This is a genomic window from Bacillus sp. CFBP9009 (assembly GCF_036541465.1).
Lineage (GTDB): Bacteria > Bacillota > Bacilli > Bacillales > DSM-1321 > Peribacillus.
This window is the reverse complement of sequence record NZ_JAZHFU010000005.1, coordinates 82,615-96,059: the sequence shown is the minus strand read 5'-3', so window position 1 is coordinate 96,059 and position 13,445 is coordinate 82,615. Positions and strand designations below refer to the sequence as shown.

Annotated in this window: 8 protein-coding genes and 1 pseudogene; 5 read left to right on the top strand and 4 right to left on the bottom strand. The window is 38.0% G+C overall.

Annotated features, from left to right (window positions below):
* Window positions 1–275: 275 nt before the first annotated feature.
* Together V3595_RS15240 and tagD are read right to left on the bottom strand one after the other, a co-directional pair.
* Entirely contained in the window at window positions 276–1,439 is a 1,164-nt protein-coding gene (locus V3595_RS15240; RefSeq protein WP_485908079.1) for a CDP-glycerol glycerophosphotransferase family protein, read from the bottom strand.
* On the bottom strand, window positions 1,432–1,830 hold the full coding sequence (tagD, locus tag V3595_RS15235; RefSeq protein ID WP_057278149.1) for a glycerol-3-phosphate cytidylyltransferase: 399 nt from the start codon (window positions 1,828–1,830) through the stop codon (window positions 1,432–1,434). Before tagD ends, V3595_RS15240 begins: the two co-directional genes overlap by 8 nt.
* A 925-nt stretch (window positions 1,831–2,755) precedes the next feature.
* Here tagD and V3595_RS15230 point away from each other — a divergent pair.
* The 5 genes and pseudogenes from V3595_RS15230 to tagH all read left to right on the top strand — a co-directional run bounded on the left by V3595_RS15230 (window position 2,756) and on the right by tagH (window position 10,685).
* Window positions 2,756–6,085: a CDP-glycerol glycerophosphotransferase family protein gene (locus V3595_RS15230; protein WP_485908077.1), complete on the top strand. Its 3,330-nt coding sequence runs from the start codon at window positions 2,756–2,758 to the stop codon at window positions 6,083–6,085.
* A gap of 102 nt (window positions 6,086–6,187) precedes the next feature.
* Window positions 6,188–7,726, top strand: a complete 1,539-nt coding sequence (locus V3595_RS15225; protein ID WP_485908075.1) for a glycosyltransferase family 2 protein — start codon at window positions 6,188–6,190, stop codon at window positions 7,724–7,726.
* A 137-nt stretch (window positions 7,727–7,863) separates the two neighbouring features.
* Window positions 7,864–9,069: pseudogene (locus V3595_RS15220) on the top strand (CDP-glycerol glycerophosphotransferase family protein); the annotation flags it as partial.
* A gap of 3 nt (window positions 9,070–9,072) precedes the next feature.
* Window positions 9,073–9,870: an ABC transporter permease gene (locus V3595_RS15215; protein ID WP_101223780.1), complete on the top strand. Its 798-nt coding sequence runs from the start codon at window positions 9,073–9,075 to the stop codon at window positions 9,868–9,870.
* Window positions 9,871–9,887: 17 nt separating this feature from the next.
* Window positions 9,888–10,685 carry a teichoic acids export ABC transporter ATP-binding subunit TagH gene (tagH, locus tag V3595_RS15210; RefSeq protein WP_485908074.1) on the top strand — a complete coding sequence of 266 codons (798 nt, stop codon included), beginning with the start codon at window positions 9,888–9,890 and terminating at the stop codon, window positions 10,683–10,685.
* A gap of 39 nt (window positions 10,686–10,724) precedes the next feature.
* Here the strand turns inward: tagH and V3595_RS15205 are convergent, their stop codons facing one another.
* Together V3595_RS15205 and murJ are read right to left on the bottom strand one after the other, a co-directional pair.
* On the bottom strand, window positions 10,725–11,891 hold the full coding sequence (locus V3595_RS15205) for a glycosyltransferase family 4 protein (RefSeq protein WP_485908072.1): 1,167 nt from the start codon (window positions 11,889–11,891) through the stop codon (window positions 10,725–10,727).
* A gap of 24 nt (window positions 11,892–11,915) precedes the next feature.
* A complete protein-coding gene (murJ, locus tag V3595_RS15200; protein WP_485908070.1) occupies window positions 11,916–13,442 on the bottom strand; it encodes a murein biosynthesis integral membrane protein MurJ in 1,527 nt (508 codons plus the stop codon).
* Window positions 13,443–13,445 lie beyond the last annotated feature (3 nt).

The following is a 13,445-nucleotide window of genomic DNA, read 5'->3' as shown; positions in this document are numbered from 1 at the left end:
CCACCTCTAATATGTCTTTTTCCCTATTCTAACAAAATAAATAGGTTTAAACATATTACATTTTTGTTACAAGGGGAAAATAGTAGTATTTTACTGGTTTATATTGGTGAGGTTTGAGTAATGTAATCTACAATATTTTCTATATTGTGAGTCTTTTTTCACATTGAGGAGTTTTTCTTTTTCGTTTGTCATTATATGTAAAAATAAACCTGTTTTTGGATGTGCATCTCCATTGGAAAAAATGAAAACCCACTTCGTTTTACGAAGTGGGTGTTTTATTTAAAAAGGAAATCGACTAAATTCCTGCTTGAATTTCCTGTGGAGTATTCATTCCATTTTTGGTTAAAGGAAGCGATCATCAGTAATGAATGATCGGCGGCACGGATTTTCTTTAAGAGCTCTTCTGTGGTAGATACCACTGGTCCGGGCATGGAAGAGGAGTAATCCTCCCAGAATCCCCGTTCCTGCACATACTTTTCTAAGTCATATGCAAAGAATATCATGGGTCTTTCCAAGAAAGAGAATTCAAATGGTATCGAAGAGTAATCGGTTATTAAAAGATCCGTACTGATAAGCAGTTGATTAACGTGAAATTCACTATCGACAGGGTAAATGAATCCCGGGAATTTATCTTGTAAATCATGCTCTGCATTAACTGCTGGATGCAGTTTTAGTAATAACGCATAATTTTCGCCCTGAAGTTCCTTGTAGAGCAATTCCAAATCAAGTGCAATCTCTCCGCTGTTCAAGCCGTCATTACGGAATGTAGGGGCATACAGGATTATTTTCTTATGCTCAAGTTCTGGATACCTGTCCAGCAAAGCATTACGGGCATTTCTTCTTGATTCATCATTGAAAAAAAAATCGGTCCGAGGTATCCCGGTCCTTAGGATATGGGATGCCGGCAGTTGAAAACTTTCTTGAAAAATCTCGGCCATTCTCTCTGAACCTGCCGTAACATAATCGAATTTGTCATATACATCTAAAAATCTTTTCCTTGCACCGGCTGAACGGTTTTGAATGGAAGGGTCTTTTGCCCCGAATTGCTTAACGGCACCGGCCGCATGCCAAACTTGGACACATGTCACTTGCTTTTTGAATGCAATAGCTGAAAGAAAGCCAAAATAATTATCGATGATAATCCATTTTGATGTAGCCAGATGATAAACCGATCGGATCATGGCAACGATATTTTTTGATTCAAACGGAAGGACGATGGTTTCCCCATCGTCCTTAACTTGTATGGAACTGCTCGATTTCATTAAAAACACTTTTTGAACGGAAATGTCCTGCTTGTCCATTTCATCTGCGATATATTGGCAATTGTCCCCGAATGATGTGACAAAGGTCGTTTTGTCATATAAAGGGAAAAGTTTAAAGATAGAGAATAAAACTTTGAAACAAAAAAGATAAATCCCTATCGCGAATTCTTTAGCCATTAGTAACTTGTAAAAGGTCATCTTTAATTTGGGAAGTCGAAATGCCGATTGTTCTTGGAAGGTAGACCACTTCACAAACTTCGGATAATTCATCGAATTGGCCTTTCCAGTCATCACCCATTACAAAGATATCTACACCTTCACGAACGATGTCTTCCCTCTTTTGTTCCCAATTGTCTTCCGGTATAACTTCATCCACATAGCGGATTGATTCAAGGATCATTTTTCTGTTTTCAAAGCTATGATAAGCTTTTTTATCTTTTAAAGCATTGAATTCATCCGTGGAAATGGCAACGATCAGATAATCCCCTAAATCTTTAGCGCGTTTTAATAGATTGATATGACCCCAATGAAGCAAATCAAAGGTTCCGTAAGTGATTACTTTCTTCATTTTTATTCCTCCTTTAAAACTCTTAAACTGTTATTTAATCAAATTAATATATATTTGGTCTATTAGAATATGAAATGGAACAATAAAACAGGCAACTAGCATTTCAATTCTGCTTGTTGTTTTCCTATATTTTTAGGCAATGACTTTCTCTAACTAATTATAACTTAATAGCTTTACAAATAAACCACAATTTTTTTACAAATAAACCACAATTTTTACATTGATGATTATTAAATATTATTTTTTAAGCTAAAATTAAATGTTGAATAATTTGTAGGGCATAATAAGGTGTCTATATGGATGTATGGTTTATACTGAATGGTATTTAAAAATAATTTTTTTCACATTACTTGAAGTAAGCTGATGAACGATAGATAAGAAAAATTTCATTATTCTTGCTGCAATCAGAATAAGCCATTCACAATTTTACCACGTTTAGGAGAGAACAACTAGAGGAGCTTCATTAATCCCTGTTTTCTAATAGTGAAGGTGAAGCGGCAGAATTGTATGAAGGACAGATGATGGGCATGTATAGGCAATAAATCTATCGCCTAACATTTTTTAAGGATCCAATTAATGAAGTGCAAGTATTGTTTTGAAAGCGTTAACTTTGATGTCAAGAAGACTTCTATGCAATTAAGAGAATTGTTTTTGCTATTCCCTTTCCATTCTGGCAACATGGAAGAACGGCAGTCCTTCCTTGGAAGTCTTATATTTACGGAATGTTTTTTAGTTTTAGTATGTTCGTTTTCGACTATGAGCTAACCAATATTGTCTTTTTTGTTTATTAGAGGATTTATAGGTAATATACGGCAGTTCACCTGTTTGTTTAATGATATTGAGGAAAAAGCCAAAAAAGTTTATGATTTTAAAGTACATTGAATGATTCGTTTCTATTTAAATAATTTGTAATAGGTGGTCTAAAATGATTAAAAAGCTTCTTGGAAAAGGGAAAGCAAAAAAAACTCCTAAAATTAAGCTGAAACAAGTTCTGACCATTGCGCAAGAGAAAGATACACTGTTGATAAAAGGGGAATTTTCAATAGAACATTATTGCGCAAAAGAACTATGGCTATATTCTAGGGAGTACGAAGATCAAAAAATAAAAATAGCTGAATCGGTGAGTTCATCTAAATTTGAGTTTAAAGTAGATTTGAAAGATTTAATGCGGAAATTAGAAGGTGATGAACCGACTGTTTATGACTGTTATATAAAGGTTTCCGTTCCAGTTGAAAAGCTGAGCAAAAAAACGATACTTAATATCGAGCATAAAGCTGAATATGTAGAAGAGAACGAACAAGTTAATATCGAATATCCAATTCGTCTAGGGCGTTTTCAGGAAACGTACATGAACAATTTGAGTATTTATAACTATGAAGATAAACAAAGTATATTCTCTATAACAAATAAAGGGAATTTATCTCTTTACTTCAATAAAACCCCTAAAATTTCGATTAAGTCTCAAATTGAAAAAATCAAAAACAAATCGAAGACCATGCAAATTAATGGTCAAATTTTCACCAAGCATTCAAGGATCATAAAAGGTGAGGGCCTTGTAAAAGGAAGACAAAGTGACAAAGAATATCAGGCAAATATCTCTTTTATTCATAATAAGGAAATGAATATCAAGAAATATGGACTGAATCGTTATATATATGATTTGAGATTGGATTTAGAACAATTAGTCAGTGCGGATTTGGTAGATGATGTATATGACATTTACATGAAATTACATTTGCATGATCAGGAAGAGCCGAAAATGGTACGCGTCGGAAGACCAACCACCAGAACTAAATTATTTACTAAAGAGACCGATGTCAGCTCGAATAATGGAGTTGCTATCGTCAATCCATACTATACCTTTAAAGCATCCAATTTATCATTGGAAGTGTTTAACTTCTCTACGGAAAGTTATCGATATTTAAAAAGGATGATGGGGTGGAGGCGATTTTTGGCTTTATTTAAAAAGAAAAAGGATGTCTGGCTAATTGGAGAAAGAACGTATAAAGCCCAGGATACCGGATATCACTTTTTTAAATATATGAGGGAAAACCACCCAGAAAAAGAAGTGTATTATGTAATAGAAGAAAATTCAGTGGAAGCCAAGAATGTCGAGCCCTTTGGAAATATACTTTATTTCAAGTCAAAGGATCATATTAAAAAGACTATGGAATCGACCCGTATCATTTCATCACATCATCCGGATTATTTATATCCTTTAAGAACATCTGAATTTAAAAATCGTGTTAAGGGAGTTAAGGTATTTCTTCAACATGGTGTTATGGGCACGAAGAATATGGTGGCAAACTACGGGAAAAATGCAGTCTCAGGCTTTAGTACGGATGTTTTTCTGGTAAGTTCAGACTTCGAAAAGGATATGATTGTAACAGATTTTGGATACAACGAAAAAGAAGTATTCACGACGGGACTTTCGAGGTTCGACTCGCTGTTCAAGGATGATGTTTTAACAAAGCGGCAATTATTGATCATTCCAACATGGAGAGATTGGATTACATCCGATGAAATATTTTTGGAAAGCGAGTATTTTGAAAGGTATCAGAAATTGGTGAATCACCCGGTTTTACATGAGTTATCTAAAAACAATGGGTTTGAAATCATTTTTTGCCTTCACCCTAATATGCAGAAGTTCACGTCTTATTTTAAAGATGCCCCTGTCAGGGTGATCAGTCAGGGTGAAGTGGATGTCCAAAGATTAATTAAGGAAAGCGCGATTATGATTACGGACTATTCAAGTGTAGCTTTTGATTTTAGTTTCCTGCATAAACCGGTAATTTACTATCAATTTGATAGAGATCGTTTCATAGGGAAAAGACCGTCACATTTGGATTTGGATAACGATCTTCCGGGTGAAATCGTTGATGAATTGGATGAATTGTTAGGTGTATTAGCCGAATATGCCAACACTGATTTTGTCATGAAGAAAAAGTATATGGATAAGGCTAACCGTTTTATTAAATATCGTGATGTCCATTCTAATTCAAGGATATTCGAAGTGATTCAAAATGCAGAAAAAGATCAAAATTCACTAATTAAATTATATAACCATCCGATATCGAAACTCATTATGAATCGGTTCAGGAAAAGTGATAAGTATTTCCCTGTCATGAAAAAAGTTTATAAAATCATGTCCAAGGTTATCCCGGTTGACCGGAACCTTATTCTTTTTGAAAGTGGGATAGGGAAGCAATTTGCCGATAGCCCGAAGTATATTTATGAAGAACTGGTCAAAAGGGATAATAAATATAAAAAAGTTTGGGTGTATAATGGCAATTTACCGATAAAAGGTAAGAATACAAAGCTGATTAAACGCTTAAGTCCGGAATACTATTATTATTTAGCCAAAGCAGGTTATTGGATAAATAATCAAAACTTCCCTACCTATTTAAGCAAACGGAAGGAAACGACATATATCCAGACTTGGCATGGTACCCCTTTGAAAAAAATGCTATTTGATATAGACAATATTCAAGGAAGAGACGAGGGGTACTTAAATCGAGTGCATGGTGCAACGAGAACTTGGGATTATTTAGTATCACCAAGTCCATACGCATCCAAGGCCTTCAGAAGTGCCTTCAAATATGAAGGGGAAATATTAGAAACGGGATATCCAAGAAATGATTTGTTTTACAGGGACGATTCTTCGATAATCGCCAAGTCAGTGATGGAAAAATTGAAGATACCAAAAGGAAAAAAAGTCATCTTATATGCTCCTACATTCCGGGATAATCAAACTTCGAAAAACAATAAATTTATTTTCGAGCTGAAATTTGATTTGGAAAGAATGAAGGAAGAACTTGGGGATGAATATATCCTGTTGTTAAGGATGCATGTTGTTATAAGTAATAATCTCAGCATCCCGAGCGAATTTGAGGATTTCGTGATAAATGTATCCAATTATTCTGATATTCAGGAACTTTATCTGATTTCTGATATATTGATTACGGATTATTCTTCAGTAATGTTCGATTTTGCTAATACTGCTCGGCCGATTTTGTACTACACTTATGATTTGGAAGATTACCGAGATAACATCCGTGGATTCTATATGGATTTTGAACAGGAAGCACCAGGTCCATTTTTAAAAACAACTGAAGAGATTATCGAAACTATTACCAATATCGATGATATAAACATGCAATATAAAGAGAGATATGGTTTATTTAGAGAGAAGTATTGTGGAATAGAGGACGGTAAAGCTACACAGAGAATCGTGGATAAATTTTTTAATGATTGATTCCTAAAATAAAGGGTATTGTTGCTTAAGTAACTGGTGAATTTGGCTGCCTGAGTCGAAACGTCTATGTTACCTCTAGATATATAAAAGGAGAGGAATCGTATGAATTTCTTGGTGCGTCAAAAAGCGAGGGAACTTTTAAAGAGCGGCAATATCCTTATAAAAAATAATCCTGTAAGCTTAAGAAATAAATTTTTAGGAAAAGAAAAAAAAGTCACTGTAGTCACTGCTGCATATAATGCTGAAAAATTCATCAGGAAAACGATTGAATCAGTAATAAATCAAACCATGGGCCTAGATCAGATTGAATATATCATCATTGATGATTGTTCGACAGATGGCACCAATAAAATCATTCAAGAGTATACAGCTAAATATAACAATATCTGTTCAGTCACCCTTCAAGAAAATAATGGGTCACCTGGGACCCCGAGAAACATTGGAATAGAATTGGGAACATCCAAGTATATAACTTTTTTAGATGCGGATGACTGGCTTGCCCATGATGGACTGGAAAGCCTCTATAACATCCTGGAGGAATCCGGTGATGATTATGTGGTGGGCAAAACGGTAAAAGTCGAATCCGGGTCAGAGAGTGTTATCGGTGAGTTTGCTTCCGTTAAAGAAAGAAGAAGCATCACCCCTCTGGATGTTCCGCACTTTTTTTATCATATGGGTCCAACGGCCAGGATGATGAATCTGCCTATGGTTAAAGAAAATGAAATTGGTTTTCCGAATATGAAATTCGGTGAAGATAAATGGTTTTTTACTGATGTTTTCTTTAAAGTCAGAGCAGTATCAACTACTAAAAAACCTATTTATTATGTCAATAGGACTTCAGAAAATCCCTCTTCTTTAACACGTGTTACGAATGTGTTGGAAAAAAGAAAAGCGGATATCGACATAATAAAGTATATTCAATCCAAGGACATTGCCATTGAATTGAAAAAGGTGGCCCTTAACCGGATTTATGAGTACGATATTGTAAAAACGTTCGACAGCCAAACCTTTGTGAAATCCAAGAATAAAGAAGATTTTATAGAAATATTAAGGGAAGCTGTCGAAACTGCTAAAAACTTGTCATATGACTTTAAGAATGAATTTAAGGTGCCTATTTATAAATTGGCTCTTGAAATATTCATGGGCGATCGCATTGAGGATTTCGTAAAGTTATTTGAATGGTTAAAGCGAGATTCCAATAAAAAGTATCATATTAAAGATGGTTTACCATATTATGAACTTCCATTTCTGAAAGGCGAATATCGCTTTGTCAGGATACCGATGCTTGCCCGTGCAATGGATTCCTTTATCATGGATAATGTCTATCACCAAAGTTTTGAGATTTATGGTGATGATATAGACAACATAGATTCTGTATTGATACGTGATAGGACAAGAATCGATAATGAAATCAATTGCGGAGTTCAAATAGAAGGTAATAGAGGCCATTTCACTGTTTCATTGGATGAAATTGATAAAATGGAAAAGTCCTTATTTACGTTGTTCATTCGCTACAATGATTATCAATTGGTGAATATTAAAAGGATCCTGAAAAATAAGATGACGTATAATAAGAAAAATGTGGAGTTTTATACAACAGTGGCAAATAATTTGGGACTGGCAATTAAGTCTTTGGAGTAGCTGTTAGAAGTACGCCAAAAATAAGCTCTCCCTTTTATTGGGTGAGCTTATTTTTAGTTTGAAATTAGCATGGTTCAATGATCATTAATCAATAAAAAGGGAGATCGGATATGTCAAATGGAAAAGTACAAACCTCAAAGAGACCTTCCTTTCTATCACTAGTTAAAAATAAGGCTAAAGCAATTATTTTAAGAGGATATAAAATGGCTTTTGCATTGGCTGGCACAGTGTTGCCAGTGGACCAGAAGCTTGTCATTTTTGAGAGCTTTTTGGGCAAGCAGTATAGCTGTAATCCCCGGGCGATTTATGAATACTTGCAGAGTAACCATCCTGAATATAAAATGTATTGGAGCGTAGATAAAAAATATGCAGCTCTTTTCGAAGAGGCAGGCATTCCATATCTCGATCGTTTTTCATTCAGTTGGCTGCTCAAAATGACAAGGGCCCGTTATTGGGTGACGAACAGCAGGCTCCCGCTTTGGATTCCGAAGCCGAAGCACACGATCTATTTGCAAACGTGGCATGGTACTCCACTAAAGAAACTTGCGGCGGATATGAATGAAGTTCATATGCCTGGAACGACGACGGATAAATATAAAGAAAATTTCCATGCCGAATCAAGTAAATGGGATTATTTAATTTCACCGAATGCTTATTCAAGTGAAATCTTTGCCCGGGCCTTCAATGTCGATACCTCTAAAATTCTGGAAACCGGTTATCCTCGTAATGATATCCTTTACAACGGGAATAATCGTGATACAATCGACTCATTGAAACAGAAGTTGGGTATACCAATAGAGAAAAAGATCGTTTTATATGCCCCGACTTGGAGGGATGATGAGTTTTATAGCAAGGGAAAATATAAGTTCGAAATAAAACTGGATCTGGATCGAATGAAACGGGAATTGGGGGAGGAGTATGTCATTTTGCTCCGTCTTCATTACTTGGTTTCCGAGAACTTGGATTTATCGGCGTATCAAGGATTCGCCTATGATTTATCCAGTTACGAAGATATTAGTCATTTGTATCTTATTTCGGATTTATTAATAACTGATTATTCCTCCGTATTCTTTGATTACGCAAATTTACAGCGTCCGATGCTTTTCTATGTATATGATATTGAAAATTACAGGGACAAGCTTCGCGGGTTTTACTTTGATTTCGAAAAGAGTGCACCTGGTTTGTTAGTCAAAACATCTGATGCGGTCATTGATAGTATCAAGACGATGAAATATGAAAATACCAATGATATCAATCATTTTCACGAGCGGTTTTGTGCACTCGAGGATGGCCAGGCTTCACGCCGTGTCGTAGAAAAAGTGTTTTTAGGAAGGTCTGTGTAATTTATGAGTTCAGCTTTGACCGTTTTAAAAGAACAAATCAATAATTTTTATTTGGTAAGGCGTTTATCTGTTTATGAGATGAAAAGTGCCAACAGCAATAACTACCTGGGAGTCTTATGGGAAATCATCAATCCAATGATACAGATTGCGATTTATTGGTTTGTATTCGGATTTATAATCTTAAATCGAGGGGAAAATTTCCTTCCATGGCTGATGGCAGGGATCGTCGTCTGGTTCTTTGTGAATCCTTCGATAACCCAAACGTCCAAATCCGTCTATTCCCGACTGAATATGGTATCCAAGATGAGCTTTCCGATGAGTGTCATTCCATCGTATGTCATCTTTGCGAAGTTGTATCAGCACCTCATGCTGCTGGGAGTCATCATCATCCTATTAGGTTTTACTGGATACCTCCCTACAGTTTATATCATACAACTGCCGTATTATGTTGCCGCGACGGTCTTGCTGTTATTTTCAATTGGGTTAATCTCTTCAACATTATCAACCATTATTCGTGACGTTCATAATATAATCGTGTCCTTAATGAAAGTCTTGTTTTATTTAACACCAATCCTTTGGGTATTGGATGCTAAGGAGCACCCTATCATACTAAACATCATGAAGCTGAATCCGCTATATTATATTGTGGAAGGGTATCGGGCTTCATTGTTGGGGGAATCATGGTATCTGATAGCGCATTGGGAATATACCCTTTATTTCTGGGCAGTCGTTATCATCTTATTTTTGATAGGTTCCTCGCTGCATGTCAGGTTTAGAGATCGCTTTGTTGACTTTAAGTAAACTGGAAGTGAGAAAAATTGGAAAAATCGGTAATTGTCAAAGATATAACGAAAAAATATAAATTATATAATAAAAACTCGGAAAAATTATTGGATCTTCTTTTGCCCAAAAGCTATGGGGAAGAGTACTTTGCTCTGAGGAATGTAAGTTTTGAAGCAGAAAAGGGCGATGTAATAGGATTTGTCGGGGTCAACGGGTCAGGTAAATCCACATTGTCCAATATTATTGCAGGCATTATCCCGCCCACGGATGGAAATGTTCAAACTAACGGGAAAACGGCTTTGATTGCCGTTGCATCGGGCCTGAATAATCAGTTGACGGGCAGAGAAAACATCGAACTGAAAATGCTGATGCTCGGATTCGATAAAAATCTGATCAAAGAACTTGAGCCTGAGATCATTGAGTTTTCGGAACTTGGTAAGTTCATTGACCAACCGGTGAAATCCTACTCAAGCGGCATGAAGTCCAGGCTTGGTTTTTCCATTTCCGTGCATATCGATCCAGATATCCTGATTATTGATGAAGCCTTATCAGTCGGGGATAAAAACTTTGCTGAGAAGTGTTTAGAGAAAATGAACGAATTTAAGGCAAAGGGTAAAACGATGTTCTTTGTCAGCCATTCAATCGGTCAGATGAAGAAATTTTGCCAAAAGGCTTTATGGCTTGAATATGGAGAGTTAAAGGCATACGGTGCCATGAACGAAGTAATGCCGCAATATGAAGCATTCTTAAAAGAATATAACGCCATGTCTAAACAAGAACAGAAAAAATACCGTGAAGAACAAATGAAAAGGCGCAGTTCCGCACTGGTATGAAAGTGAAAAGCAGACCCAGGCTTCGGGTCTGCTTTTTTTTTAGTTAAGCACTTTTTCATAAGCTTTCTCAAACCGCTCGGCAGCTGAAAGATGGGAGTATTCGCATTCCATTTTATATCTTGCTTTCGAAGCTAACTTTGTTGCATATTCAGTATCATTAAGCAGGTTGGAGATGGCTTGTGCAAGTGCTTCTTCATTTTTTTCCGCTACTAACAGACCATCTTCACCATCAATCAGAATCTCCTTTAAACCTCCGATTGCACTTGCGATGACGGGTGAGCGGCAACTCATCGCTTCTAAAGCAGAAATGGAAGTCGCTTCTTCCACCCCGTGGGAATGAACGCTTGGGATGAGTACGATGTCCGATGCTTCATAGAGGTTATGCATTTTCTCGAACGGCACTGAACCGAGAAAAAGTACGGAATCTGATATTTTGAGCCTGGTTGCGGTTTCCTCAAGCCGGCTTCGCTGTTCACCCGTACCTGCATAGACCAATACTGTTTCAGGATGGTTTTCCAGCACCTCCGGGAGAGCAAGAAGCGGGTAGATGACACCGTTCTTTTCCGTCATTCTTCTCGGAACGAAAAGCATTTTTTTATGTAGCGGTATTTGAAAGTCCCGGCGAGTTTGCTCCCGCTTTGCTCTTTCCGGTTTGAAAGCAGACACGTCAATGAAGTTCTTGATTGTATCCGCCTCTATATGTGCCAAATGATTGATATAGTCTTTGATCCTTTGATCGACCGTCACTACTTTTGCAGCGGACTGATAAGCTTTTCTTTCTAGTTCGCGAATGATCAAATCTTCTTCACTGTCCGGAAGAAGGGCGCCCCTGCTGACTGCCTCGAATGAATAATACCCATGGACGGTTTGCACCGTCGGTATCCCGGATTCGATGGAGGCAAGCGTTGCGAAAATGTCTTGAGCATTAATGACATCATAGTTCTTTTTCAAGGCTTTAATAGATGAAGCCAATAATTTTTGGCGTTGCCGGTCATTGAAAAGCTGACCGCTCCCCTGTTTTACTTTATTTAATAAAAATCCTGGGGCCTGGGCGAGCATCTTCCTCTTGAAAGGGGGTAATTGAGAGAAAGATAATATGTCCACATTATGGCCCCGTGACATTAACCCCTTTTTTAACGTAGTGATATGACTCGATAGCCCTCCTTCATGAGGGTAGTTGAAAATCGTTGTGATTAAAATGTCCATTGTGGCACTCCTTCTTCTAATGCATTAATTTGATGATCTGATCCTTTTCAGCGCTTGCAGGCTGCTTACTTTAAAAAGAATGGATAATGCGAGATATAGTCCGAATACCAGCAGCGAGATGATCACTAATTCCATGATGATGGGCAACTTTAGGGTAAGCGGGTGGATCCAGAGAGCCATTCCGTAAATGACGGCTCCGATGATGGTAAGTTTGCTGCTTTCCTGAAAAACATCCCTGAAAGCGGCCTTGTCCGCTCTTGCTGTCTTCAGCCATAGGTAGACGAAAAGGTAGAGAGATTGCAGGAGCATGGAAATACCCGATGCTAAAGCGATTCCACCGACGCCGAGATAACGTGATAGGACCAAGCTGAGCAGGACGTTAAGCAATACGGCAATAAGGCAGGAATACATCGCCACTTTCGTTTTCTTCAAGGCGTAGAAGGCGTTCATCAAATAATCCCTCAGTGCAAAGAACGGGAGGCAAGCTGAATAAAAGATGAATGCCCTATAAGTCATTTCGGTTGCTGAAGCATCGAAAGCCCCGCGTTGGAAAGCCAGAGTGATTAAGCTGTTTCCGCTGATTAACATGACGACCATGAACGGAATCGCTAAAAATAACAGCGATTTCAACCCTTTTAAGGTCAAATTAAGGAAAGATTGATAGCCTATAAGCGCGCGCTCGACGATTGAAGGGTACAATACGGTAATCAGCGGCGTGAGGACAATGCTTAATGGCAGCCACAGCAGGCGATTCGCATAGTTCAGGGCCGATACGCTTCCGGTTTCGAGCGAGGTCGCAATAATCCGATCGACGACACTATTCAACTGGATCGCCAAAGCGGCGATAATGATTGGATAAAAGGTGTACAGTGTTTGTGCGATCTGCCGTTTATGAGGCAGGAAAGAGACGATGGGCCGGATTCCGTACTGCTTCAATGATGGGTATTGGATAAGGAACTGGCTTGCTGCACCGAACACAAACCCCCAAGCCAACCCTTCAATCCCAAACGGAGCAGCGAACAGAATGGTGGCTGCGATAATTACTGTGTTTTGTGCAGTTGAAGTGAGTGCCGGCAGAATAAAACGCTTATTCGCATTGAGGACCCCCGTCGCCATGTAAGAAAGCGTGAAAAATAGTAAACTTGGCAGCATGATCCGGGTAAGTGACTCCGTCAGGGCCAGCTCCGAATCAGAGAAACCCGGGGCCGTCAACATGACGAGCGGCTTTATGAAAATCATGCAGGCAATGGTCATGACTGCGGCTACCAGCATAAAGAAAGAACCTAAAACACTGATGAATTCATCAGCTTTCAACTGGTTATCCGCCTTCTTTTCCAAGTAAATGGGAATAACGCCGGCCTGAAGACCGCTGCCGAGAGCCGTAAAAAGAATGGTTGGTATGAGGCTTGCCACGAAAAAAACATCAGCCATCGATGATGCCCCGAAATAGGCGGCTATGATAGATTCCCGCCCGAATCCGAGGACTTTTCCAATGGCTGCAATAATGGTGACGAGCCCGACCGATTTAATGACATGTGAAAGAGTAGGCATATT